This window comes from Streptomyces gottesmaniae, from assembly GCF_031845845.1.
In the GTDB taxonomy this organism is placed as follows: domain Bacteria; phylum Actinomycetota; class Actinomycetes; order Streptomycetales; family Streptomycetaceae; genus Streptomyces; species Streptomyces akebiae.
In genome coordinates, this window is sequence record NZ_JAVRFJ010000057.1 from 26,235 (window position 1) to 50,862 (window position 24,628).

19 protein-coding genes are annotated in these 24,628 nt (G+C 70.8%); 6 read left to right on the forward strand and 13 right to left on the reverse strand.

Annotation, left to right across the window (positions count from 1 at the left end):
* Window positions 1-14 precede the first annotated feature (14 nt).
* Window positions 15-1,373 carry a pectate lyase family protein gene (locus RM704_RS41200; RefSeq protein ID WP_033530525.1) on the reverse strand — a complete coding sequence of 453 codons (1,359 nt, stop codon included), beginning with the start codon at window positions 1,371-1,373 and terminating at the stop codon, window positions 15-17.
* A 170-nt stretch (window positions 1,374-1,543) separates the two neighbouring features.
* The gene (locus tag RM704_RS41205; RefSeq protein WP_033530526.1) at window positions 1,544-1,897 is read right to left on the reverse strand and encodes a cupin domain-containing protein; all 354 of its coding nucleotides are present in this window, start codon (window positions 1,895-1,897) and stop codon (window positions 1,544-1,546) included.
* Between the two features lie 484 nt (window positions 1,898-2,381).
* On the opposite strand from RM704_RS41205, the gene RM704_RS41210 reads away from it, so the two are divergent.
* Complete coding sequence (locus RM704_RS41210) at window positions 2,382-3,236, forward strand: CAP domain-containing protein (protein WP_033530527.1); 855 nt, start codon at window positions 2,382-2,384, stop codon at window positions 3,234-3,236.
* Between the two features lie 161 nt (window positions 3,237-3,397).
* Here the strand turns inward: RM704_RS41210 and RM704_RS41215 are convergent, their stop codons facing one another.
* From RM704_RS41215 to RM704_RS41225, 3 genes are all read right to left on the reverse strand, one after another.
* On the reverse strand, window positions 3,398-5,179 hold the full coding sequence (locus RM704_RS41215) for a carbohydrate-binding domain-containing protein (RefSeq protein WP_311592988.1): 1,782 nt from the start codon (window positions 5,177-5,179) through the stop codon (window positions 3,398-3,400).
* 155 nt (window positions 5,180-5,334) lie between these two features.
* Window positions 5,335-6,165 carry a VTC domain-containing protein gene (locus RM704_RS41220; protein WP_033530528.1) on the reverse strand — a complete coding sequence of 277 codons (831 nt, stop codon included), beginning with the start codon at window positions 6,163-6,165 and terminating at the stop codon, window positions 5,335-5,337.
* Window positions 6,162-6,770 carry a DUF4956 domain-containing protein gene (locus RM704_RS41225; protein WP_033530529.1) on the reverse strand — a complete coding sequence of 203 codons (609 nt, stop codon included), beginning with the start codon at window positions 6,768-6,770 and terminating at the stop codon, window positions 6,162-6,164. The genes RM704_RS41220 and RM704_RS41225 overlap by 4 nt, the downstream gene beginning before the upstream one ends.
* A 319-nt stretch (window positions 6,771-7,089) precedes the next feature.
* Between RM704_RS41225 and RM704_RS41230 the strand changes: the two genes are divergently transcribed.
* Both RM704_RS41230 and RM704_RS41235 read left to right on the forward strand, forming a co-directional pair.
* Entirely contained in the window at window positions 7,090-7,722 is a 633-nt protein-coding gene (locus RM704_RS41230) for a pathogenesis-related family 1 protein (protein ID WP_311592991.1), read from the forward strand.
* 194 nt (window positions 7,723-7,916) lie between these two features.
* Window positions 7,917-8,624 carry a hypothetical protein gene (locus RM704_RS41235; RefSeq protein ID WP_033530802.1) on the forward strand — a complete coding sequence of 236 codons (708 nt, stop codon included), beginning with the start codon at window positions 7,917-7,919 and terminating at the stop codon, window positions 8,622-8,624.
* Between the two features lie 29 nt (window positions 8,625-8,653).
* On the opposite strand, the gene RM704_RS41240 is transcribed toward RM704_RS41235, so the two are convergent.
* Window positions 8,654-9,346, reverse strand: a complete 693-nt coding sequence (locus tag RM704_RS41240; RefSeq protein ID WP_033530803.1) for a GOLPH3/VPS74 family protein — start codon at window positions 9,344-9,346, stop codon at window positions 8,654-8,656.
* Between the two features lie 82 nt (window positions 9,347-9,428).
* Here RM704_RS41240 and RM704_RS41245 point away from each other — a divergent pair, with 82 nt between their 5' ends.
* Window positions 9,429-10,034 (forward strand): O-methyltransferase, encoded by a 606-nt coding sequence (locus tag RM704_RS41245; protein ID WP_033530530.1) that lies wholly within the window; start codon window positions 9,429-9,431, stop codon window positions 10,032-10,034.
* A 718-nt stretch (window positions 10,035-10,752) separates the two neighbouring features.
* On the opposite strand, the gene RM704_RS41250 is transcribed toward RM704_RS41245, so the two are convergent.
* The 3 genes from RM704_RS41250 to aspS form a co-directional block, all read right to left on the reverse strand.
* Window positions 10,753-11,757 (reverse strand): intradiol ring-cleavage dioxygenase, encoded by a 1,005-nt coding sequence (locus RM704_RS41250; protein WP_033530532.1) that lies wholly within the window; start codon window positions 11,755-11,757, stop codon window positions 10,753-10,755.
* 178 nt (window positions 11,758-11,935) lie between these two features.
* Window positions 11,936-12,838 carry an intradiol ring-cleavage dioxygenase gene (locus RM704_RS41255; protein ID WP_033530533.1) on the reverse strand — a complete coding sequence of 301 codons (903 nt, stop codon included), beginning with the start codon at window positions 12,836-12,838 and terminating at the stop codon, window positions 11,936-11,938.
* Between the two features lie 134 nt (window positions 12,839-12,972).
* Window positions 12,973-14,736, reverse strand: coding sequence for an aspartate--tRNA ligase (gene aspS / locus RM704_RS41260; protein ID WP_033530534.1), 1,764 nt, complete (start codon window positions 14,734-14,736; stop codon window positions 12,973-12,975).
* A 419-nt stretch (window positions 14,737-15,155) separates the two neighbouring features.
* Between aspS and RM704_RS41265 the strand changes: the two genes are divergently transcribed.
* On the forward strand, window positions 15,156-17,588 hold the full coding sequence (locus tag RM704_RS41265; protein ID WP_033530535.1) for a SpoIIE family protein phosphatase: 2,433 nt from the start codon (window positions 15,156-15,158) through the stop codon (window positions 17,586-17,588).
* Window positions 17,589-17,608: 20 nt separating this feature from the next.
* Here the strand turns inward: RM704_RS41265 and RM704_RS41270 are convergent, their stop codons facing one another.
* From RM704_RS41270 to RM704_RS41285, 4 genes are all read right to left on the reverse strand, one after another.
* The gene (locus RM704_RS41270; protein ID WP_033530536.1) at window positions 17,609-18,634 is read right to left on the reverse strand and encodes an AI-2E family transporter; all 1,026 of its coding nucleotides are present in this window, start codon (window positions 18,632-18,634) and stop codon (window positions 17,609-17,611) included.
* Window positions 18,635-18,970: 336 nt separating this feature from the next.
* On the reverse strand, window positions 18,971-20,395 hold the full coding sequence (locus tag RM704_RS41275) for a glycosyltransferase family 39 protein (RefSeq protein ID WP_033530804.1): 1,425 nt from the start codon (window positions 20,393-20,395) through the stop codon (window positions 18,971-18,973).
* 422 nt (window positions 20,396-20,817) lie between these two features.
* Window positions 20,818-21,789, reverse strand: coding sequence for a pirin family protein (locus RM704_RS41280; RefSeq protein WP_033530537.1), 972 nt, complete (start codon window positions 21,787-21,789; stop codon window positions 20,818-20,820).
* Between the two features lie 285 nt (window positions 21,790-22,074).
* On the reverse strand, window positions 22,075-22,572 hold the full coding sequence (locus RM704_RS41285; RefSeq protein WP_033530538.1) for an SseB family protein: 498 nt from the start codon (window positions 22,570-22,572) through the stop codon (window positions 22,075-22,077).
* Between the two features lie 149 nt (window positions 22,573-22,721).
* Here RM704_RS41285 and RM704_RS41290 point away from each other — a divergent pair, with 149 nt between their 5' ends.
* A complete protein-coding gene (locus tag RM704_RS41290) occupies window positions 22,722-24,548 on the forward strand; it encodes an acyl-CoA dehydrogenase (protein WP_033530539.1) in 1,827 nt (608 codons plus the stop codon).
* Window positions 24,549-24,628 lie beyond the last annotated feature (80 nt).

Sequence of the window (24,628 nt, forward strand, 5' to 3'; positions counted from 1 at the left end):
GGCGGACCGGGCGGCTAGAGGAGCGTGCCCGCGCCCGTCGTGCCGGTCAGGTCGGTCAGCAGGTCGGTGACCGCGGTCTGGAGGCCGGCCGTCAGGGCGGGGGTCCAGTTCACCGTGGTCTTCAGCTTCTTGGAGTTCGCGGCGTTGTACGCGGCGACGACATCGGTGGCCTTGCCGTTGACGATGTTGCCGGTGCCCGCCATGGAGCCCGTGCCGTCGCCGCTCAGCAGCTTGGCGACCTTCGCGTCGGCGGGGATCTTCCAGACGTTGCGCTCGGCGACGACCTGGGCCTTGGCGCGGGAGTCGATGCTGTACTTGGGGGCGTAGCCGTTGACCGTGGTGGTGTCGTAGACGTTGTTGTAGAGGTGGATCTGGCCGATGCGGGCCAGGGGAGCCCGCTGCACGATCCCCTTCCACAGGTTGTGATGGATCGTCACGCGCAGCTTGCCCGTGCTGTCGGTGTCGCTGGAGCCGATCAGCATCGTCTTGTCGTGGTTGAGGAACTGGTTGCGCTCGACGGTCACCAGGTCGGAACCGTTGGTGATGTCCAACGCGCCGTCGTGCACCTGGTACTTGCGGCCGAAGTGGGTCGCCTCGGTCTTGTCGAAGGTCGGCGCGTCGGTGAACGTGTTGTGGTCCGCCCAGACGTTGGTCGCGCCGCGCAGCGTGACGGAGTCGTAGTTGGAGTTCCACTCACCGGCCGAGCCGTCGGTCGGGTCCCACTGCGGGAAGCAGTCCTGGGTGTCCGCGAAGGTCAGGTTGCGGATGATGACGTTCTTGACGTTCTGGACGAGGACGCTGCCACCGAGGATGCCGGCCTTGGTGCCGGGGACACCCACGATGGTGGTGTTGGACGGCACCCTGAGGACGATGTTCTTCTTCTGCTTGTCCTGAGCGGCCTTGCGGGCGGTCTCCTGGGTGCCCGACGGGACCTTCTTGCCGTACGTCGCGGGGTCGAACGCCTTGAGGTAGGCGGAGAGCGAGTACCCGGTGCCGGAGGCGTAGTCCGCGCAGGTCAGCTTCTTGCCGGAGTCGTTGGTGTTGGCGTCGATGGTGCCCTTGACCTTGATGATGCGGGGCGTGGTGTCGGTGGCGGAGCCCAGCGCCTTCACCAGTTCCGCCCGGGTGGACACCGTGAAGGTGTGCGCCGCGTCGGCCTTCGCACCGCCGGTCGTACCGGAACCCGACGCCGCCCAGCCGTCCTTGGCGGGCAGCACCTGGTGGTACAGGTCGGTGGGGGCGGGGCTGGCGTTGGCGTTCATCACCAGGACGCCGGCGCCGACAGCGGCGGCCACGGCTGCGGCGGAGGCCACGAGGGTCCGCCGCTTGCGGAGGGACCGGCGGTGGGACGGGCGCGGGGAGGCAGAGGCCACGAATGAGTCCTTACGTAACGTACGTGGTTCGGGAGAACACGTGGTTCGTGTGGAGCCCCCGTGAAGGGGGTTCCGACTCATGTGTGGTCGCGGGGAGAGGAAAGGTTGCCGCCCTGATTCCCGGAACCTGAACGGGAGTTGGCTGTGAGTTGGCTGCCGACCGCCGACTGCTACTTGATGTGGTCCATCACCTCCTGGAACTCCTTCGTCGGGGAGAACTCGACGAGTTCGGTGTCCTCCAGTGCCTCCGGGGCGTGTCCGGGGCTCCAGTAGTAGACCTGGCCCGCCTCGTAGAAGTCCTCGCCCTCCTTGGTGCGCATCCTCAGCCGGCCGCTGACGACCTGGCCCCAGTGGGGGCACTGGCACAGGTCGTCGGGGAGTCCTTTGAGCGCCGGGGCCATGTCGGTGCCCTGGGGGAGCTTGATGAAGGCGACGGACATGCCGCCGCCGATCTCCTGGATGCGTACCTCAAGACCGTCACCCTCGATCACGACGGGGGCTCCCGTCCGCGTGACTGCCGTCATGATTCCTCCACGACCGGATCACTGCGGGGTCTGTGCGATCTCCGCTTCTCCCTCCAGTCTGCGCCCGTCGCGCACACACCTCGAATCGGGGTGACATGCGTCACGACCGAATTGCACACGATGGAACCGATCGATCCGTTTCGTTAAAGCGACAAATACTGCCCCTCGAAGCCCCATCCGGCATTTGCCGCACAGACGGCGAATCCAACTGATCGTCCGGAGCGACGACTCCCGCACCGACGCCCTCGGGACAACGGCTTTCTGCCTGCTCCCAGGCCGGGTTCGGCGGCTCGGGCGCGGACGGCGACCCACTGCGGACGTACGCCTCGACCCCCTCGAAAGGCCTCGCCGACGCACCTCGGCGGCAGCACACCTGTTCGTTGCCCGGTACGCCGAGCGGTCCCCATAATGACCGGGCTCACCAGGGCCACGGCCTGCCAAGGGGTCGATTGCGTCGAAGTCGGACCATTCAGTGAGGCCACGTATGACACGCACGGGACGAACGAACAGCCACCGCCGTAGGACGAAACGGTCGGGGGCGCGGCAGCCGAGGACGAAGCGCCAGAAGATAGCCGTCGCCACCGCCTTCGTGGTGGCCGTGGGCGCCGTGGGCATCCCCACGGCCGCGTGGGCCGGCGGTGTGGGGATCGGCGACTGGAGCAGTGTGGCCTCCTCCTGGTGGGGAGGGCAGAAGCCGGACCCGGCTCCTCCGGCGCCGTCGCCCACACCCTCCGCGTCGGAGACGCCTTCCGCCGAGAGCACCCCGGAGACTCCGGAGCGCTCCCCGAGTCCGTCGCGTTCCAAGGCCAAGCCGAGCGCGTCTCCCTCCAAGTCCGCCGAGCCGAAGGCCAAGTCCACCCCCGAGGCCGCCGACGCCCCGGCCAGGACCACGCCACCGCCGAGCGCCCCGAAGGCCACCCAGGCCGAACGCGCTCCCGCCACCTCCGCCGGGAACGCGGCCTCCGGTCCCACGGCTCAGGTGCTGAGCCTGGTCAACGCCGAACGCCAGAAGGCCGGTTGCTCACCGGTGACCGTGGACGACAAGCTGACCAAGGCGGCCCAGGACCACAGCCAGGACATGGCCGACCACCAGAACATGTCCCACACCGGCTCCGACGGCTCGGACATGAGCGAGCGGCTCTCCCGCGTCGGGTACGCCTTCCGTTCCGCGGGTGAGAACGTCGCCGCCGGGTACGGCACCGCCGAGAGCGTCATGAACGGCTGGATGAACAGCCCCGGCCACAGGGCGAACATCCTCAACTGCGGCTTCAAGGAGATCGGCATCGGCCTGGCCCAGCCGGGCAACTACTGGACCCAGAACTTCGGAACGCCCGCGTAGCCACCGAGGACGCCGACGCCGTCCCTCGCGACGCCGTAACCGACGCCGTCCCCGACGGACACACCAGGGGCCCAGCGGGCAGGAGGCTCCGCTGGGCCCACGGCACCACGGGTCACGGGAGTACGGGGCCCTGGGGCACCGGGGGTCCCGCGACGGTGCGGCTACTGCCCTCGGTCGCCGCCTCCGCCCGGACCGCCGCCGAAGCCGCCCTCCGGGGCCTCGCCCGCCGTGGCCGTGGCGATCTCCTTCGCCGAGCCGAGCTTCCCGGAGCCCGCGAGCCCGCCGGTGTCGGAGCCGGAGATGGAGCCGCCGGAGTACACGGTGTACTCCTCGCCGCTCTTGATCCCGGCGCCCGAGTACACGACGTTCTGGATGGTCTTCGAGGTGACGTACGACGCCACGACCTCGCCGTCCGCGTCGACGATGTGCAGGGTGGTGCCCGCCTCGACCGACGCGTCCAGGGTCGCCGACAGCCAGCCCTGCTCCGACTCCTCGTCCGGGGCGACGACCATGCCCGCGCTGCCGGCCGCGAGCAGCGTGCCGCCGCTGACGGTGAAGCCGCCGTTGACGTCGAGCGCTCCGTTGCCACCCGTCTCGGGACCGTTGACGACGACCGTGCCGCCCGTGATCTCCGCGGTGCCGTTGGAGTCGAAGCCGTCGCCCTGGGAGTCGAGGACGAGCGTGCCGCCGGTGACCTTGGCGGAGTAGTCGCCGACCGCCATGCCACCGCCCCCGCCCCCGGGCCCACCGCCCTGCGCGTCCTCCTCGGAAGTCGCCTCGCTGCCCGAGGCGTTGACACCGTCGTCGTCGGAGGTCACCGTCGTCGTACCGCCTCTGACCAGGATGTCCTTGCCCTCCAGGCCCTCGTTGGAGCCGGTGATGTCGAGCGTGCCCCCGCTGATGACCAGGTCGCCCTCGGCGTGGATGCCGTCGTCGCCGGCCGCGAGGGTGACGTCGGCGCCGTCGAGGTGGACGGCCGCGTCGCCGTGCAGCGCGTCGGCGGAGGCGTTCACATCGACCGTGCCGCCCGCCAGCACCGTGATCACACCCGACTTCAGACCGTGCGCCGAGGTGTCGTCGGAGGCCTCGGCCCGCACGGTCAGCTTCCCGCCGGTGACGACGAGGTCGGTGGCGCCGTCCACGGCGTCACCGTTCGCGGTGACGGACACCGTGCCGCCGTCGACGGCGATGTACCCGGCGTCCTCCTCGTCCGCGTTGTCGGACTTCAGCCCGTCGCCCTTCGCCGTCACGGTGACCGTGCCGCCGTTCACCACCAGGTAGTCCTTGCCACGGATGCCGTCATCTGCGGCCTCGACGGTGATGTTCCCGCCCTCGACGACCAGACCGTCCTTGCCGGCGATGGCATCGTTGCCGTTGCCCCGCACGGTCAGCGAGCCGCTGCCGCCGATCGTCAGGTCGCCCGCGCTGTACAGGGCGGCGTCGGCCTCGGCGTCGTCGGCGTAGGAGTCGGTGTCGCTCAGCTTGTTCTCGCTGCCGTCCGCGAGGACGACGACCAGCCGCTCCGCCTCGGTCGCGGCGATGGCCGACCCGGAGGAGCTGGAGATGTCGACGCCGTCCAGGACCAGCTTCACGGTCGCCTCGGGGGCGGTGATCACGATCTGCCCGTCGTCGAGGGACCCGCTCAGCACATAGGTCCCGCCGGAGGTGATGGTGACGGTGGACCCGTCGATGTCCACGCCCTTCCCGTCGACGGAGGCCGAGTCGCCCTTCAGTTCGATGGCGACAGCCGCCGACGCGTCGGCCTCCTCGTACTCCGTGTCGCCGTCCTCGGCGTGCGTCTCCTCGTTGGCGGCGAGGACGGCCGCCGCGTTCTGTGTGCCGTCCACGGCCGCCGCCGCGCTCGCGCTCGCCGAGGAGTCGGACGACGCCGAGCCGGAGTCGCTCCCGGCGGAGCACCCGGCCAGCGCGGCGGTCGCGAGCACGACGGAGGCGAGGGCGCCCGCGGTCCTCGTACGCAGCCCGCGAGCCCTTCTCCTCCACGCGCTCCGCGAGTTCCACCCGTTCCGCGCCTTTCCTGCGCTCCGCGCATTCCCTGCGCTCCGCGCATTCCACGCGTTCCACGAGTTCCTACGGATGTTCATGCGGGGCTCCCGTTCAGTGCAGGTGCGGTGGGGAAGTGGCGCCGCAGAACGGGCAGCCAACGGTTGGCGGGCAGGTCGGGCCGCAGCGCGGCGAGCCCGGTGCCGTACTTGGAGACCGGGCAGGGCCGGTGCCTGAGCGACCACAGCAGCCGGTCGGCGCCCGATCCGGCGCGGCCCGCCTTGGTCTCGACGATGGTCCGCTCGGGGGTGCGCAGCTCGGCGCCGTCGGGCAGTGCCCACGTCAGGTCCGTGTCGACGGTGACCCGGCTGCCGCTGCCCGGCAGGAAGAGGGTGGTGCGGAGGTAGCGGGTGGTGAGCGCCGGCACCAGGCGGAAGCCGCGGGAGTCGATGCCCGCCGCGCGGAGTACGTCGTCGACGTACGCCCGCGCCTCGGGGCCCAGCCGGCCAAGCTCACCGTCGTAGGGGACGCGCTGCTTGACGGTGGTGCCGCGCGGGCCGCGCGTCTTGACCTCCAGGAAGTGCTGCCCGGACGCCAGGTAGGTCCGTATCCGCAGCTTGAAGCGGCGTCGGCGGCGGTGGGCGGCGCCCCGGTAACCGTCCATGTCCGGGGTGTCGAAGTACACGGACCGGTACGCGAACTGCCGCTCGCCGTCGACCTCCAGCACCTGGACTCCCCCAGTCTCGACTTCGCTCGACCGGGAGGGGCCCCCACCGTCCAGCCCGCCGAGCACGAGGGGCAGGTCGGTGAGGGGCAGCATGTACTTGCGGTCCAGCCGGGTCAGCAGCTCGGCACGGTCGACGAGTTCGTCGAGGCCGATGGGGCGCAGCGCCCCGACGACGGGGGCGACGGAGTCCAGGGCCGTCATGCCCGGACCCCCTGTTCCCGCTCGATCCGGCCGCCGGCCTCGCGCGGTGCGCGCGGGCCCTCGCCGGTGACGAGGTACCGGACGTCGACCAGGGTCATGTCGTTGACCAGGTCGACGCTCTGCACGGAGAGGTTCACCACCCGCCCGCCCAGCAGCACTTCGAGGTGGGCGCGCAGGGCGTCCTCGTCGGTGTAGGCGGCGTCGAGGCGCAGGCTGCGCTGCCGGTAGCGGCCGAACAGCCGCGGATGGTCGCCGACGTACATGGTGGCGACGATCAGCGCCATGAGCAGCGCCGACAGGACGTTGACCTGCTCCGGGAGGCCGGCCAGCAGGCCGAGGGCGAGCGCGGAGAAGTAGTACGCGATCTCGTGCTGGGCGATCTCGTTGGACCGCAGCCGGATGATCGACAGGACGCCGAACAGCCCCATGCCGAGGCCGATGCCGACCGACGACGAGCTGAGCGTCATCGCCACGGCTAGGACACCGACGTTGACGCCGAGGAAGGCGGCGATGAGGTCCCGGCGGTGGTGGCGCGGGAAGTAGACCGCGAAGGTCAGCACGGAGATGGCGGCCAGATCGGCGACCACGAGAAGGGTCTGGTCCATGTCAAAAGACGATCGAGGGTCGACCTTTGAGCCCGCTGTGCCTTCCCTTAACTGAACTTGAGAAGTTCCGCCGGCCAACTGCAGGTGAACCCGGGCGCCCGTCGATGTCTCCACGGTCACGCCCTCCGAACAGACCGTCTCGGCGGGCGGCCCGCCCTGAGGTAACGGTGCCATGGCCTGACGGTCCGGGCCGCCGAAACCCGGACGCGCCGTGATTCCCCCGATGGGGTGGCAGGAGATCCGGTCGCCCCTGGCCGGCCCCCGCCCTGCCCTACAAGTGGCTTTGCCAGTAAGGAAGTTGGAGCAGAAGGAGGCACCAGTGGTGCGACGGGACAGGGCGCGGACGATGGCCGCGGTGACCGCGGCGGCGACGCTGGCGCTCGCTCCGGGGGCGGCTCGGGCCGTCGGCCCCCGGCCCCCGGTCGTGGAGACGGTCACGGCGACGGCGGCCGGGGTGACCGGTGCCGGAGTGACCGGCGTCGAGGTGACCGGTGCCGGCTCGGTGGCGGCCGCGCCGAACGCGCCGAACGCGCCGAAAGCCGAGGTCAGAGGGTTCTTGTCGGTCGTCAACCAGGCACGGGCGGACGTCGGCGTCCCCCCGCTGGTCTGGGACGAGTCCGTCGCCGCGCAGGCCCGCTCCTGGGCGCGGGTGCGGGTCGCCGACTGTGCGCTCGTCCACTCGAACAGCCGGTACGGCGAGAACCTGGCCAAGGGGTCGAGCCCTCGCTACTCGCTGGCGGACGCGGCCCGTCTGTGGCTCGACGAGAAGTCCGACTACGACCGCCCCTCCAACTCCTGCGTCAACGACCGGGAGTGCCTCCACTACACCCAGCTCGTCTGGCGTGCCTCGACACGGGTCGGGGCGGCCAAGGCGAGGTGCGGGAACGGCTGGACCTACGTGGTCGCCAACTTCGACCCGCCGGGGAACTGGGTGGGGCGACGGCCGTACTGACCGGGGAAAGACAGCGGGGGCCGTGATAATCCCTCCATGGCCCCACTCCCGCTCCTCCCCGCCGTCCCCGAGGCCCGCGCGTGAACGACCCTGCCCCGGATCCGCACCCGCACCCGCACCCCGACCTCTCGGACCCGCAGCCGCACACCGACGCTCCGGACCCGCGCGGGCACGACGGCCCCACGGACCCGCGCGTGAGCGGCCTACCCGATCAGCTTCGCCATCTCCTCGACGACGTGCTGGCCGTCGGCGCCCCGTACGGGCTCGCCCTCACCGGCGATCACGCGGCGCAGGCGCACGGTCTGGTCGAGGCGCGGCCGCCCGGCCGGGACCTGGAGACGGCGACGGAACACGCGGCGCCGATGGAGCGGATCGCGGCCACGGTGCGAGCGGGGCTGGCGGAACGCGGCTGGCTGGTGCGCCCGGTGGAGACGGCCCCGCTCTCCGCCCGTCTCGTCGTCACCGACCCCACCACGGCGGAGGAACGCACCCTGGACCTCCTCAAGGAGACCCTCTGGCACCCACCGGTGGAGACACCTCTCGGCCTCACCCTCTCCCTGGAGGACGTGGTCGGCACGTTGGTCCGGGCCGTGGCCGACCGGGGCACCGCCCGCGACCTGATCGCCGTGCACGCGGCCACCGCCCACTGGACCGCCGTCGAACTGGAGGAACTGGCCCGCCGCCACACCTCCGCCACGTCCAGCGCCTTCGACCTCGCCGACCTCCAGTCCCGGCTGGAGGGCACCGAGTGGCTCGACGACCGGGAGTTCGCCCGCCACGGCCTCGACGCCGACGCCGTCCTGCGACTGCGCCGCTGGGCCCAGACCTGGGCCGACGACATCGCCGAACGCCTCCTGGAGGAGGAGGCCCTGACCTCCCCACCGGAGGAGGAACCCGAGTGAGCCGGAGACGGTAGGTCCCCCGGGGGGGGTCAGGTCGCCGCCGCGATCACCACCACCGTCATCGCCATCGTCGCCGCCGTGAGGGCCGCCGCCGTGGCCGCCGCGGTCTCGGCCATCCGGCGGAGGGTGGGGTCGGCCCAGTGGTGGTCGGCGATCTCCGCCATGCGCCGCCGGGCGGGGGAGTCGTCGGAGTCGGCGTCCGGGAAGGCGAGGGTGTGCAGGTCACCGTGGTGCAGAAGGCTGATCAGGGCGGCGGTGCGGGGGTCCGGGTCGGCCCCCTCCAGCACGACCTCCGCCAGGCGCCCACGCAGGGCGGACTCCACGGTGCCGTCGGCCTCCGGATAACGGGTGGTGCGGAAGACGAGCAGGACCCGGCGCTTCTCCTTCCGGATCAGGCCCTTGTCCAGGACACCGCGCAGAGCCGTCTCGTACTCCGCCGTGCTGCGCCCGTGGATCCACTTCCCGATGTCGTCCGGCAGGGCCCTCTTGCCCGAACCGTCGGCCCCGTCGGCCGCATCGGCATCGTCGCCTTCGCTGTCCGCGCCGTCCGCTCCGGAGAGCACCCGCTCCAGCAGGGCCGCCGCCGCGATCGCGTAGGGCGTCCGCAAGGGCAGCCGGGCCTCACCCGTGGTGTCGTCCAGGGAGAGCAGGAGGATCTCCTCCCCGAGGGTCGTGGGGACGGGTGCGGACACGGCGGGAGTGGCGTCGATCGACATGGTCATGATCGATACGACGCGGGCGGCGGACCGGAGGTTCCGCACAATCGAGTTGAGGCCGACACCCCCGCCCACCCAGAATCCCCGCATGGACGACTTCCCCAGGCTCAGCCAACTCCCCTCCTCCCTGCCCGAGTTGCAGGAGTCGGCCCGCGTCGCCGGGTTCACCATGTCGTGTGAACCCCGCACCGGCAGCCTGCTCGCCACGCTCGCGGCCACCCGCCCCGGCGGCCGGATCCTCGAACTCGGCACAGGGGTGGGCGAGGGCACCGCGTGGCTCCTGGACGGAATGAACGAGACGGCGACCCTGGTCACCGTCGAGCTCGACGACGCCGTGCAGGCCGTCGCGCGTGACCGGTTCGCCGAGGACGGGCGGGTCACCTTCGTCACCGGGGACGGCGGTCGCTGGCTGGAGCGGTACGACGGCGCCCCCTTCGACCTCGTCTTCGCGGACACCTGGCCCGGCAAGTTCACCCACCTCGACGCCGCGCTGGGGCTGGTGGCGCCCGGCGGCGCGTACGTCGTCGACGACCTGACGCCCTTGCCCGGTTGGCCGGAGGGTCACGGGGCGGCGGTGACCGAGCTGCTCGCGGCTCTGGAGGGCCGCTCGGACTTCCGCACGACCCGGCTGACCTGGTCGACCGGCCTGCTGATCGCCGTACGGACCGACGCCGCCACCGGCGTCTCTCCCTGACCGCCGCCACCCGGCCCACCCGGCTCCTTGCCCGACTCCGTGCCCGCACCACCGGCCGACCCCACGCCCGCGCCCGCAGCCGTGTCCATCCCCAACGCCACACGGGCTTCCCCCACATGGCGCAGCCCCTCGACCGCCGTCCGCGTGACCCGCGCGTACTCGTCCGGTGTGCGGGCCCCGGTCAGCTGGGCGCGGGCGGTGCGGAGGCGTTCGGTGGCCTCGGTCAGGGACTCGGCCGCGCTGCCGCCCGCCCGGGCCTGGGCCCGTACGTCGATACCGGCCAGGCTGCCGCCCAGTCGTACGACCCAGCGGTTGGCCTCGGCCTCCGCGTCCAGGTCGGACGACGGCCGCGGATCCTCCACGGGCCGCCGCCGCGCGACGGTCGCGACCACCGCCCCGACGATCAGCAGCACTGCCACCAGCACGGCCAGCTTCATGGCCTCCTCCAGCGTTCCGATGTTCCGACGTTCCGTCCCGTACAGGGCGTACCTCCTGTACGGGTCACTCACCCTGTACGTCCCATCACATCCCTTCCCCCTGTGATCGCCCGTCGAGAAACCTGTGCGTCCCCTGATGACTTCCCCAGCGGGTACCCGAGGCCGGGGCGCGCGCACGGGCGAAGGCCCGGAACCCAGGAGGAGGGGGTTCCGGGCCTTCGCCCGTGTGCGCCGGGGCGTACGCCCGTCGGCCGCTCAGCCACGGTGTACGCCGGTCGGGGTCAGCTCGCCGAGGCGGACTCCGACGCCGTCTCCGACGCGCCCGGCTGGACGGAGCCGTCCGTGCCGGTGTTCGTGGCCTCCGGGTCGACACCGACCGTGAGGGAGGCGACGACACCCTTGGCGATGGCGTTCTTCTTGTACTTCAGCTTGAGCAGTCCGCCCTGGGTGCCGCTGCCGTCGTAGATGGTGTCGTCGCCGAGGGTGGTGCGCTCGGTCGTGGAGGTCGCGTACGGCTCGACCTCGGCGGAGGCGAGGACGGACTCCTCGTCGAAGAAGAACTGCCCGGTGTGACAGGTGTTGCCACCCTCGTAACCGGCGTCCGTCCACTCGCCGTTGACGTGCACCTTGGTGTGGATGTGCACGCACCGGCCCCGGTACCAGCCCGGGAAGATCGTCGTGAAGGTGACGAGGCCCTGCTTGTCGGTCTTCCAGGTGCCGCGCAGATAGCGGGTGTCGCTGGTCGGCTCCTCGTGCACGCCTCCCCCGCCGCCACCGCCGGCCGGGGGCTCCCCGGTCGGGGTGCCGGACGGCACGTCCGTGGGGGTGCCCGAGGGCGCGTCGGTGGGCGCGGTGCCGCCGCCCTCGGAGAAGCTTTCGTAGCCCGAGTAGAGCCCCAGCGCGTCACAGTGCCAGATGTCGACGGCCGCGTCGCGGACGGGCTTGCAGGTCTCGGAGTCGATCACCTTGAGGCGCAGGGTGAGGGGGATGCCCTCCTTGTCCTCGGTGATGTCCTGGCGGAGCTTGTCCGCGTCGATGTAGTACGGGCCCTCGGTGGTCTCCGAGGTGAGCTTGTAGCACTCCTCCCCGGCGCTCGCGCTCGTGGAGGCGAGGGGCTCGGCGTTGCCCTTCGTGGTGGTGCCCGCGCTGGCGGTCGCGACGACCGCTCCGCCGACGCCCACGGCCACCACGGCGCCCGCTCCCGCCACGACGACCTTGCGACGCGTCAGGTCCCGCTTGTGTTTCGGCCCCTGGGCCTTCTCGTTCCCGGTCTGGTTTCCCGTCATGGCCAGGAAATTAGGGAGTCGGACTGTCAAAGCGATGAGAAGGGACTGTGGTTTGCCCCGGCTTTCCCGAGCGAACGGAAAAGGGGCCCGAAATCTCCGTCCCTTTCGGGCCCTTTCTCGGCGGAAAATCTGGATATACCTTGCTCTACCCTCCCTCTGCCCTCCCTCTCCCCTCGCGCTATCCCTCGTTGGTCGCCTCAGGATCCACGCCCACCGTGAGCGAGGCCCGCACGCCCTTCGCGATGTCCCGGGGGTCGTAGCGCAGTTTCAGCAGTCCACCGCGGGCGCCGTTGCCGTCGTAGATGAAGTCCTCGTCGAGCGTGGTGCGCTCCGCCGTGTTCGACGCGTACGGCTCGACCTCGGCGGAGGCGAGGACGGACTCCTCGTCGAAGTAGAGCTGCCCGGTGTGGCAGGTGGTGCCGCCCTCGTAACCGGCGTCCGTCCACTCGCCGTTGACGTGCACCTTGAGGTGGATGTGCACGCAGCGGCCCTGGTACCAGCCCGGGAAGACGGTCCTGAACGTGACGAAGCCCTGCCGGTCCGTCCGCCATGTGCCGCGCAGATAGCGCGTGTCGTCCGTCGGCTCCTGGTGGCCGCCGCCCGGGGGCGGACCGGAGGGGTCGCCGGTCGGAGGCGGGGCGGTGGGGGCCGGGCCGCCGTCCCCGTTGCCCATGTCCTCGTAGCCGGAGTAGACACCGACCGCGTCACAGTGCCAGATGTCGACCGCCGCGTCGCGGACCGGCCGGCACGTCTCGGAGTCGATCACCTTGAGGCGCAGGGTGACGGGTATGCCCTCCTTGTCCTCGGTGACGTCCTGGCGGATCTTGTCGGCGTCGATGTAGTACGGGCCCTCCATGGCCACGGAGGTCAGCAGGTAGCACTCCTCCGGTAAGGGCGCGGAGCCGTCGCCCGTCTTCTCTCTCTGCTCTGCGGCGAAGGCGTTCGCCGCCATGGCACCACCGAGGCCCACCGCCGCCACGGCACCCGCGCCGGCCACGACGACCTTGCGACGCGTCACATCCTGCTGACCCTGCCGGTCCTGCCGGTCCTGCTCTTCGTGACTCTGTTGATTGGCTGTCATGCGCCGGGAAGTTAGACAAGAAACCTGTCAACGAGCTGAGAAAAGGTCTCCTTTTCCCCGGCCATGCGAAAGGGACCTGAAATCGACGGACGACTTCAGGTCCCTTTCCGGGAAAGCACTTATAAAGGCTTGCCTTACTTCGGCTGCGGCTTGCGCACCGACAGGTGCAGCTCGCGCAGCCGCGCCTCCTCCAGCTCCGTCGGCGCGCCCATCATCAGGTCCTGGGCGTTGCCGTTGAGCGGGAAGGCGATGGTCTCGCGGATGTTGGGCTCGTCCGCGAGGAGCATGACGATACGGTCGACACCCGGCGCGATACCGCCGTGCGGCGGGGCGCCGAAGCGGAACGCGCGCAGCATGCCGGCGAACTGCTCCTCGACGGTGTCACGGTCGTAGCCCGCGATCTCGAAGGCCTTGAGCATGATGTCGGGCTCGTGGTTCCGGATCGCGCCGGAGGACAGCTCGACGCCGTTGCAGACGATGTCGTACTGCCAGCCGAGGATGTCCAGCGGGTCCTGGGTCTCCAGGGCCTCCAGGCCGCCCTGCGGCATGGAGAAGGGGTTGTGCGAGAAGTCGATCTTGCCGGTCTCCTCGTCCTTCTCGTACATCGGGAAGTCGACGATCCAGCAGAACCGGAAGACGCCCTCCTCGAAGTGCCCGGCACGCTTGGCGGCCTCGACCCGCACCGCGCCCATGATCTTCGAGACCTCTTCGAACTCACCCGCGCCGAAGAACACCGCGTGCCCGGCGGCCAGCGACAGACGCTTGGTCAGCTCGGCGACGTTCTCCTCGGTGAGGAACTTGGCGATCGGGCCGGACAGCGAACCGTCCTCGGCGACCCGCACCCAGGCCAGACCCTTGGCGCCCTGCTCGATCGCGTACTCGCCGAGCTGGTCGAAGAACTTGCGCGGCTGGGCCGAGACGTCCGGCACGGCGAGCGCGCGCACGTGCTTGCCGGCGAACGCCTTGAACTCCGAACCCTCGAAGACATCGGTGATGTCGACCAGCTCCAGCTGGGCGCGCAGGTCCGGCTTGTCGGAGCCGTACTTGAGCATCGCCTCGCGGAACGGGATGCGCGGGAAGGGAGAGGTGACGTGCCGGCCGCCGCCGAACTCCTCGAAGAGCTCGGTCATGAGCTTCTCGATGGGCTGGAAGACGTCCTCCTGCTCGACGAAGGACATCTCCACGTCGAGCTGGTAGAACTCACCCGGCGAACGGTCCGCGCGCGCGTCCTCGTCCCGGAAGCAGGGCGCGATCTGGAAGTACCGGTCGAAGCCCGAGATCATCAGCAGCTGCTTGAACTGCTGCGGGGCCTGGGGGAGGGCGTAGAACTTGCCCGGGTTGAGGCGCGACGGCACGACGAAGTCGCGGGCGCCCTCGGGGGAGGTGGCGGACAGGATCGGCGTCGCCATCTCGTTGAAGCCGAGGGCGGTCATCTTGTGGCGGATGGCGCTGATCACGGCCGTACGCAGCATGATGTTGCGGTGCATGCGCTCGCGGCGCAGGTCAAGGAAGCGGTACTCCAGGCGCCGCTCCTCGTTGACCCCGTCCTCGGTGTTGATGGTGAAGGGGAGCGGAGCGGCCGCGCCGAGCAGCTCGACCTCGCCGACCTCGACCTCGATCTCGCCGGAGGGCAGGTCCGGGTTGATGTTCTCGGCGCCGCGCGAGACGACCTTGCCGTCGACGCGGACGGTCGACTCCTTGGAGATCTTGTCCAGGGCCTCGTAGGCCGGGGTGCCCGGACGGGCCACCAGCTGCGTGATGCCGTAGTGATCGCGGAGATCGATGAAGAGGATGCCGCCCAGGTCGCGCCGATTGTGCAGCCAGCCGCTCAGCCGGACGTCGGTGCCGACGTCAGAGGCGCGGAGCTCGCCGCAGGTGTGGGACCTGTACCGATGCATCGTCGTTCATCCAGCCTTCGCTGATCGGGGATCTGGCGGGTGTCTCACGGCCGGTGTTCCCTATGGCCGCTGTTTCACGTGAAACAACGCCAAGGGTACCGGGCACCCCGAGATCGCCTCCCCACCATTTCCCCCGGGGGGCGAGGACCTCCAGCGCTTACCGTCGGGGCCGAGGCAACGACCCCCCGGCCGCCGTTCTCCTGACCGGATACGCACGGTCATAGCCATGGGCAGGACCGCAAGCGGTTACTGTCGCTAGCGTCGATTGCCGTCACCTCCGTCGCCACCGGTCGTGGTTTCTCGTCATGGCTCGGTCATGGTCCTCGTCGGCACATGGCTCCCTCATGACGTCCGGCACCACCCGGTGCCCGGCACAGCTTCGGTGGCACGGTCCGATCAGCTGTTCTTAGAGTGGGTCAATGCGCACTGGTGAGCCCCCGCCCACGGTAGGGGACGTCCTGTCCGCCCTCGCGACGGGACTGTGGACCTGGGACAGCGCTGCCGGAACCGTCACGCTGGACGCCGAGGCCGCCCGGCTCATGGGGCTGCCCGCCGAACCGACGACCCTCACCCAGGCCGGGGCACGCTCACGTCTGCACCCCGTCGACTGGAACGAGATCGTCTCGGTCGTGCAGCTCGCCGTCGCCGAGGACACCCTGGCCGAGGTACGGATCCGGGTCATGGACGAACAGGGCCGCGTGATCCGTACGATCCGCAGCCGTTCCAAGCCGACCTTCGACCCGGTGCGCAAGTCTTTCGAGCTGATCGGCACCATCCAGGAGGTCACCGAGCCGTCCCCGGCGACTGCCGTCCGGGCTCCGTCCGTCACCGGCGACTGGCGGCGTTCACGCGAGGCGTTCCTGCTGGACGCGGGCCGGGCGCTGGCCGAGGCGCGGTCCACGGCCGAGGTGCTGCGGGTCGCGGCGGGCCTGGCGATGCCCGGGTTCTCGCCGGACGGACTCGCGGTCTTCGGCGTGGAGGCCGACCGCCTCACCGTCATCGGCCACCACGGGCACAACCAGGGTGACGAACGACCCTTCACCCACATGCCGCTGGAGACGGACTACCCGGCCGCCGAGGTGGTCCGCACCGGCCGCGCCGTCTATCTCTCCTCCCCCGAGGACTACAAGGCGCGCTACCCGACGGCCTGGCCGCTCGCCGAGCAGTTCGGCCGCCAGTCCTGGGCGTTCCTGCCGCTGACCGTCGCCGGCCGCACGATGGGTGCGTGGATGGCGGGCTTCACCCACCCCGTCACCTTCACCCCCGACGAGCGCTCGGTCCTGACCACCGTCGCGCGCATGCTCGCCCAGGCCCTCTCCCGCGCCGGCGCGGCCGAGACCGAACGCGAACTGACCGACGGCCTGCAGCGCACGATGCTGCCCACCCTGGGCCCCGAGATACCGGGCATGAGCGTCGCCGCGCGGTACGTCCCCACCGGCGGCGGACTCCAGGTCGGCGGCGACTGGTACGACATGATCGCCCTGCCGAGCGGCCGCTTCGCCCTGGTCATCGGCGATGTCCAGGGCCATGACGTACGCGCCGCCGGTCTCATGGGCCAGCTCCGCATAGCCCTGCGCGCCTACGCCTCCGAGGGCCACCGCCCCGACGCCGTCCTCTCCCGCGCCTCACGCTTCCTGCACGGCATCACCGACTCCGCCGGCGACGCGTACCCCGACCTCCGCTTCGCGACCTGCCTCTACATCGAGGTCGACCCGGCGTCCGGCGTCCTGGACATCGCCCGTGCCGGACACCCCGACCCGGTGATCCGCATGGCCGACGGGACGGTCCTCGTCCGGCCCACCCCGGGCGGCCTCCCCCTCGGCGTCGACCCCGACGCCGACTACCCGACGACCCGGCTGGTGCTGGAGCCGGGCGAGACCATGCTCCTGTGCACCGACGGCCTCATCGAAACCGGCGGCCACGACCTCGACACGGGCTGGCGCCGCATCCGCACGATCCTGGAGTCCTTCGACGCTGCACCGCACGAGGTCGAGGGGATCTCGGACGGCGAGGGGGTCTCGGACGTCGAGGGGGTCTCGGACGTCGAGGGGGCGGGAGGGGTGCAGTCGGAACAGCGGCGAGCGCTTCCGCCGGCAGCGGATCCCTCCGGGTCGGAACGGCCGGCCACCCCGGAAGAGAGACCCCCCACGTCCGGCCACCCGAACGCCGGTGTCCTCTCCCCGGCCGCCGCCCTCGCCGCCGATCGGCCGGAGCCGAGCGGGCTCGCGCCGGGGCGGCTGGAGGCGTTGGCCGACGCGCTCGTGCAGGGGGTGCACGGCCCCTCCTCGCACCACTCGCCCGGCCCGCTCGCCGACCGGCGCGAGGACGACATAGCGATGCTGTTGCTGTGCCGGGAGAGCGAGGGACGGGGCCGCGGCGACACGGGCGCCCTGTCCGTGCCGACCCGCCGCACCGCCCTGACCATCGCCCAGGCGGAGCCCGAGCGCATCTCCGGCGCCCGCCAGCAGGTGCGCGAACTCCTCCACGACTGGACCTGCGGCGACCAGGTCGACTCCGCCGTCCTCCTCGTCTCCGAGATGCTCACCAACGTCCTCGTCCACACCGATGCCGACGCCCTCCTCGTCGCCGAGATGACCGGCGACGGCGGCAAGCGCAGGATGCGCGTGGAGGTCACCGACGCCAGCGACGACCTCCCCCACAAGCGCCACCCCGGTGAACTCGCCTCCTCCGGCCGCGGCCTCGTCCTCATGGACATGCTCGCCGACGCCTGGGGCGTGGACCCCCGCGGCGACGGCAAGAGCATCTGGTTCGAGCTGTACGAGACGCCACCGCCGGAGGGGTCGCACAGCGAATCCCTGAACCAGGGCCGCCATGAACCAGGGCCGCCATGAACGGGGGGCATCGCCGGGGACTACACGAACCGCTCCCTCACCTCATGGACCACCCCGAACGCCGCGGCCGTCAGCGGCACGGCCAGCAGCATGCCGAGAACCCCGGCCACCGACGCCCCCGCCGTGATCGCGACCATCACCACCGCCGGATGCATCTGCACGGTGCGGCTCTGGATGGCCGGCATCAGCACATGCCCCTCCAGCACCTGCACGGCCAGCACGATCCCCAGCGTCCACAGCGCGATCACCGCCCCCCGGTCCGCCAGCGCGACCAGCACGGCCACCGCCCCCGAGACGAACGCGCCGAGATACGGCAGGTAGGCCCCGACGAACACGAGCGCTCCGAGTCCGACCGCCCCCGGTACGTCCAGGATCAGCAGCCCGGCCGTGATGCAGACGGCGTCGATGAGGGCGATGAGCGTGGTCCCCCGCATGAACCCCTCGACCGCCTCGAAGGCCCGCCGCGCGATCGCCTCGACGGTGTCCGCACCCGCACGCGGTGACAACGCCCGCACCGTGTGCACGGCCCGATGCGAGTCCCGCAGGAAGAAGAAGACGAGGAACAACGCGAGGACGGCCATGGCGATGGCCTCGCCGACGACGCTCACCCCGCTGATGACGTTGGACGCCGCCGTCCCCCCGAACCGGCTGAGCAACTCCTTCGCGTTGGCGGCCAGATCGTCGAGCGAGGTCCCCGCCGCCCCGAAGTGCGACGCGAGATCCTGGGCCGCGTTCCGCAACGAGGCGATGATCTGGTCCCCCGTCTCGACGAGCGCCGCGACCACGATGTACACGGCCCCACCGACGACCGCGACCACGGCCACGCAGGTGAGCCCCGCCGCCACCGACCGGTTAACCCGTGCTTTGACCAGCCTCCGGTGCAACGGTCCGAGCAGGGCTGTCCCCAACAGCGCGAGCAGCACCGGCGTCACCGCCGTCCGGAACTCCACGCACAGCCGCACTCCGACGTACGCGACCCCGGCCACCAGCAGGACGACGGCACACCACGCGGCCACACGCCGCACGGGTTCCGGGAGCAACTGCACACCCCCAGGGCACCACGCCCCACGGCTGGTGTCGTCGGATGAGGCCCCGCCCGGGTGACAGGGCCCCGAACCGGCCCTCTCTCATCGAGCCACCTCGGCGACCCGAGCCACCCGGCCCACCGGACCGCGAGCCACCCGGCCCACCGGACCCACGCACCACCGGACCAACCGGACCACCGGACCACCGAACCGCCGGACCGCCGGGCCGCCGGGCCGCCGGGCCGCCGAACCGCCGGCCCACCGGACCCACGCACCACCGGACCACCGAACCGCCGGGCCGCCGGGCCGCCGGGCCGCCGAGTCGCCGGGCCGCCGAGTCGCAGAGCCGCCAACCGATCAGAGCCGCTCGTACACGATCACCCGTCGCCCGCGCACCGACTCGTCCGCCACCACGGTGAAGTGCTCCTCCAGCACAGCGGCCTTCATCCGGTCCCGTCCCCCCGACAGCGGCCGGGCGACCCCGGGCGCGTCGGTGACCAGCAGGATCCGTCGTTGCGCCAGCATCGCGGTCCGTATCCGGGCCGGGTCCGCCTCCACACCCTTGAGCGTCCCGGACGTCACGGGGCTTTGGGCCAGCGCGATGTCCCGCAGGCCCGTGAAGTCGTCGGGGGAGACGAGCGCGGTGTCGCGCCGGGCGGACGGGGCGAAGAGGACCGCGTCGCCGGGCTGCTTCAGGTGCCGAACGTTCACGGCCGTCGCCAGGACGTCGTCGACCCGGCTGGCGGGGGACCGCTTGGCCAGCGAATGCGGCAACAGCGCCACCATCGCGACGGCGACCAGCACCGGGACGAGCCAGGAAGCCGTGCGGGGGTACCCCGGCCGGACGGCCCGTACCGCCGCGCTCAGGGCCACCCCGATCAGCATCCCCAGACCCAGCATGCTGAACAGGACGTAGCGGTCCAGGAACAGGGGGCGGACCAGGCACAGGCCGAGCAGGCCCAGCTGCGGCACCGCCAGCAGCGGCAGCGCGACGGCCGCCACCGACAGCCGCCCCACCCGGGGCCTGTCCAACAGCGCCCCCAGGCCGCCGATGGTCAGCAGGACCGCGGGGCCGATCAGCATGTGCCAGGTCAGCGGCGGTATCCAGGACACCTGCTCGGCCTGGCGCCGGCTGAACAGGATCAACGGCAGGACACCCGCCACGGCGGCCGCCGAGGCCGCCGCCCAGCGCGCCCAGGTCGCGCGCGGCACCCGTGTCCACACCAGGGTCGCCGCATGCGCGGGCACGATCAGCAAGGACAGCCAGTTCAGCAGCCCGCACGCCAGGATCACGCCCCCGTACGCCACCCAGCGCGCCCCCGCGCCGGACCGCCCCCGCTGGAGCGCCGTCACCAGCAGCAGCGTCGAGAGTCCCGCGCCGGCCGCTGTCAGCGCGTACGGGCGGCCCTCCTGGAGGTGGAACTGCACGGCAGGCAGCAGCCCGAACGCCAGTCCGCCACCGAGACCGGCGCAGACCCCGGCCAGCCGACGTCCGATGACCGTGACACAGGCCGCGGCCGCCGCCATGGCCAGCACCGAGGGCAACCGCAGGGTCGTCGTGTTCGGTCCGAAGCAGGTGAAGAGACCGTGCATCAGCAGGTAATAGGCCCCGTGCACGACGTCGACCTGCCCCAGCATGTGCCAGATGTCGGCGGTCGACCGCCGCGCCACCTGCCAGGTCGCGGCCTCGTCCCGCCACACGCTGTGCTGCCGGGACAACCCCCACAGGCCGAGCGCGAGCGTCCACAGCACCGGAGCCGACCAGACCGGCAGCCGCCGCACCGCCGCCGCGGCCGCCGAACGGGCCGCCGTGAGGGGCGCGCAGCTTCTCAGGAACGACAGCGCCGGCGCGCTCAAGTGATCGGAGAAGTGCCGGACGGACGTCGGGATCCATCGTCGTGGAACGGCCTGCGCATGGTGTCTCTCCCCGTTTCCCTGCCTGAGCGGCGGGGGAGCGGGCAGGACTGAGCCCGCCCCGGCCGATGGCCGAGGCGGGATCCGAGTGGTGCGCTCTCCCCCGTGAGCGCCACCCGCTCCGGAGGTCAGCCGAAGGGGTGGGCACGCCAGAACCTACGCGGCGGAGACGGTGCTTATCCAGGCGTCGACCGGGTGTGCATGATCACCCGGTCGCCAGTGAACCCGGACGGCTCCCGGTGGCCCGATTGGCGAGGAAGAGCCTCGTTTGCCCAGGGGTGCGCCCCGCTCTACAGCCCCTCGGGGGTCATCCCGTGGACCGCCGGGATGGTGCCCAGCCGGCCCTTCTGGAAGTCCTCGAACGCCTGCTGGAGTTCGTCGCGGGTGTTCATGACGAACGGACCGTAGTGGGCCATCGGCTCACGGATGGGCTGTCCGCCGAGGAGCACGATCTCCAGGTCGGGCGCGTGGGAGTCCTGCTGCTCGTCCGCGCGGAAGGTGAGCGAGGAGCCCGCGCCGAAGACGGCCGTCTGACCGAGGTGGATCGGCCGCCGGTCCGCGCCGACGGTGCCACGCCCGGCGAGGACGTAGGCGAGGGCGTTGAAGTCCTCACGCCACGGCAGGGTGATCTCCGCGCCCGGCGCGACGGTCGCGTGGAGCAGGGTGATCGGGGTGTGGGTGATGCCCGGCCCCTGGTGACCGTCCAGCTCACCGGCGATGACGCGGAGGAGGGCGCCGCCGTCGGCGGAGGTGAGCAGTTGGACCTGACCACCGCGGATGTCCTGGTACTTGGGGGCCATCATCTTGTCCCGGGCCGGGAGGTTCACCCACAGCTGGATGCCGTGGAACAGCCCGCCGGACGTGACGAGGGACTCCGGCGGCGCCTCGATGTGGAGGAGGCCGGAGCCGGCCGTCATCCACTGGGTGTCACCGTTGGTGATGGTGCCGCCACCGCCGTGGCTGTCCTGGTGGTCGAAGACACCGTCGATGATGTAGGTGACGGTCTCGAAGCCCCGGTGGGGGTGCCAGGGGGTGCCCTTGGGCTCTCCCGGCGCGTAGTCCACCTCGCCCATCTGGTCCATCATGATGAACGGGTCGAGGTGTTGGTAGTTGATCCCGGCGAACGCACGGCGGACCGGGAAGCCCTCGCCCTCGAAACCACTGGGCGCGGTCGTCACGGCGAGCACCGGACGGGCCACCGCGTCGGTCGGCGCGGCGACACGGGGCAGGATCAGCGGGTTCTCGACGGTCACTGCGGGCATGTCGGTACCTCCTTGTGCGCTCAGTTTAGTTGATTATTGAACTTCCTGCCAGGCCCAACAGACGCGAACCCCCTCGCATTCCCGCGCGACCCCGGACAGCAGAACGCCGTCGGCCCCAGCGGACCAACGGCGAGGAGGTGATCCCCGATTCAGCGGGCGCAGCCCGCCAGGGGCGCGGGGAACTGCGCGCAACCCCCACAGCCCCGCACCCGCAACGAACCGCAACCAACCACCCGGAACCCGGTAGCCGGAACCCAGAACCCGGAACCGGCCCAACCAGCGCAGCTACCCGTACATCCGCCGCATGGCGAACTCCACCATCTGCTCCACGGCCTTCGCGTCGAACACCATCCGGTGCTCCCCCTCCATGTCGAGGACGAAGCCGTACCCGGTCGGCAGCAGATCGATCACCTCCGCACCGGTGATCACGAAGTACTTGGACTCCTTGCCGGCGTACCGACGTAGCTCCTTGAGCGAGGTGAACATCGGGATCACGGGCTGCTGGGTGTTGTGCAGCGCCAGGAACCCCGGGTTGTCGCCGCGCGGGCAGTACACCTTGGACGTCGCGAAGACCTGCTGGAAGTCCTCCGCCGCCATCTGGCCGGTGGTGAAGGCCCGCACCGCGTCCGCGAGGGAGGGCGGGGACGGCTCCGGGTACAGGGGTGGCTGCTGCCCGTAACCGCCCCCCATCTGGCCGCCGGGCATCTGCCCGGGCATCTGCTGCTGCGGCGGCGGGGCGTACTGCTGCTGCTGGGGGCCGGCGCTCTGGTCGTAGCCGTACATGCGGCAAAGCGTAACGAGTCACAGATGACCCGATCGGGGTTGCTTCTTATTACTGATGGGTAGCATCATCGACAGACAAGCTACTAGTTGGTACGTGAATCAGCGCGAGGATCCTGTGCCTCGCCGATCCCTCTTACGGAGCCGTCGCCATGGGGCACTACAAGTCGAATCTCCGCGACATCGAGTTCAACCTCTTCGAGGTCCTCGGGCGCGACAAGCTGTACGGCACCGGCCCGTTCGCGGAGATGGACACGGACACCGCCAGGAGCATCCTGGAGGAGCTGGCCCGTCTCGCGGAGAACGAGCTGGCGGAGTCCTTCACCGACGCCGACCGCAACCCCCCGGTCTTCGACCCCGAGACCAACACCGCCCCCGTACCGGCGTCCTTCAAGAAGAGCTACAAGGCCTTCATGGACTCCGAGTACTGGCGGCTCGGCCTGCCCGAGGAGATCGGCGGCACCACCTCGCCCCGCTCCCTGATCTGGGCCTACGCGGAGCTGCTGCTCGGCTCGAACCCGGCCGTGTGGATGTACTCCTCCGGCCCGGCGTTCGCCGGCATCCTCTACGACGAGGGCAACGACGTACAGAAGAAGATCGCCCAGATCGCGGTGGACCGGACCTGGGGCTCGACCATGGTCCTCACCGAGCCGGACGCGGGCTCGGACGTCGGCGCCGGCCGCACCAAGGCGGTCCAGCAGGAGGACGGCTCCTGGCACATCGAGGGCGTCAAGCGCTTCATCACCTCCGGTGAGCACGACATGGAGGAGAACATCCTCCACTACGTCCTCGCCCGCCCCGAGGGCCACGGCCCCGGCACCAAGGGCCTGTCCCTCTTCCTCGTCCCGAAGTACCTCTTCGACTTCGAGACCGGCGAGCTGGGCGAGCGCAACGGCGTCTACGCCACCAACGTCGAGCACAAGATGGGCCTGAAGGCCTCCACCACCTGCGAGATGACCTTCGGCGACCGCCACCCGGCCAAGGGCTGGCTGGTCGGCGACAAGCACGACGGCATCCGCCAGATGTTCCGCATCATCGAGTTCGCCCGCATGATGGTCGGCACGAAGGCGATCTCCACGCTGTCCACGGGCTACCTCAACGCCCTGGAGTACGCCAAGGAGCGCGTCCAGGGCCCCGACCTGGCGAACTTCATGGACAAGACCGCCCCCAAGGTCACCATCACCCACCACCCCGACGTCCGCCGCTCGCTGATGACGCAGAAGGCGTACGCGGAGGGCATGCGCGCCCTCGTCCTCTACACGGCCTCCATCCAGGACGAGATCCAGGTCAAGGAGGCGGCGGGCGAGGACGTCTCCGCCCTGGAGGCCCTGAACGACCTGCTCCTGCCCATCGTCAAGGGCTACGGCTCCGAGAAGGGCTACGAGCAGCTCGCCCAGTCCCTGCAGACCTTCGGCGGCTCCGGGTTCCTCCAGGAGTACCCGATCGAGCAGTACATCCGCGACGCCAAGATCGACACCCTCTACGAGGGCACCACCGCGATCCAGGGCCAGGACTTCTTCTTCCGGAAGATCGTCCGCAACCAGGGCGCCGCGCTGAACAGCCTCGCCGAGGAGATCAAGAAGTTCCTGGCCCTCGGGGAGGGCGGCGAGCAGCTGGAGGGCGCCCGCGAGCACCTCGCCAAGGCCGCCGTCGAGCTGGAGGCCATCGTCGGCCTCCTCCTCACCGACCTCGCCGCCACCGAGCAGGACGTCAAGAACATCTACAAGGTGGGCCTCAACACCACCCGCCTGCTGATGGCCTCCGGTGACGTCGTCGTCGGCTACCTGCTCCTCAAGGGTGCCGCCGTCGCCGCCGAGAAGCTCCAGAACGCCTCCGCCAAGGACAAGGCGTTCTACACCGGCAAGATCGCGGCGGCGAAGTTCTTCGCGGCCAACGTCCTCCCGGGCGTCACCCTCGCCCGCAAGATCTCCGAGGGCGTCGACCTGGAGCTGATGGGGCTGGACGAGGCGGCGTTCTAGACAGTCCCGGACCGTCTCACCCCCGGCCGCATCCCGGCCGCACCCCGGTCGTGGGGGGGGGGGGGGGGGGGGCGGGGGGG

Bases quoted from the DNA above. Each gene is read 5' to 3' on its own strand.
- RM704_RS41205 (WP_033530526.1), bottom strand. From the start codon at position 1,897: ATGACGGCAGTCACGCGGACGGGAGCCCCCGTCGTGATCGAGGGTGAC.
- RM704_RS41210 (WP_033530527.1), top strand. From the start codon at position 2,382: ATGACACGCACGGGACGAACGAACAGCCACCGCCGTAGGACGAAACGG.
- RM704_RS41220 (WP_033530528.1), bottom strand. From the start codon at position 6,165: ATGACGGCCCTGGACTCCGTCGCCCCCGTCGTCGGGGCGCTGCGCCCC.
- RM704_RS41225 (WP_033530529.1), bottom strand. From the start codon at position 6,770: ATGGACCAGACCCTTCTCGTGGTCGCCGATCTGGCCGCCATCTCCGTG.
- RM704_RS41240 (WP_033530803.1), bottom strand. From the start codon at position 9,346: ATGACCATGTCGATCGACGCCACTCCCGCCGTGTCCGCACCCGTCCCC.
- RM704_RS41245 (WP_033530530.1), top strand. From the start codon at position 9,429: ATGGACGACTTCCCCAGGCTCAGCCAACTCCCCTCCTCCCTGCCCGAG.
- RM704_RS41250 (WP_033530532.1), bottom strand. From the start codon at position 11,757: ATGACGGGAAACCAGACCGGGAACGAGAAGGCCCAGGGGCCGAAACAC.
- RM704_RS41255 (WP_033530533.1), bottom strand. From the start codon at position 12,838: ATGACAGCCAATCAACAGAGTCACGAAGAGCAGGACCGGCAGGACCGG.
- aspS (WP_033530534.1), bottom strand. From the start codon at position 14,736: ATGCATCGGTACAGGTCCCACACCTGCGGCGAGCTCCGCGCCTCTGAC.
- RM704_RS41265 (WP_033530535.1), top strand. From the start codon at position 15,156: ATGCGCACTGGTGAGCCCCCGCCCACGGTAGGGGACGTCCTGTCCGCC.
- RM704_RS41280 (WP_033530537.1), bottom strand. From the start codon at position 21,789: ATGCCCGCAGTGACCGTCGAGAACCCGCTGATCCTGCCCCGTGTCGCC.
- RM704_RS41285 (WP_033530538.1), bottom strand. From the start codon at position 22,572: ATGTACGGCTACGACCAGAGCGCCGGCCCCCAGCAGCAGCAGTACGCC.
- RM704_RS41290 (WP_033530539.1), top strand. From the start codon at position 22,722: ATGGGGCACTACAAGTCGAATCTCCGCGACATCGAGTTCAACCTCTTC.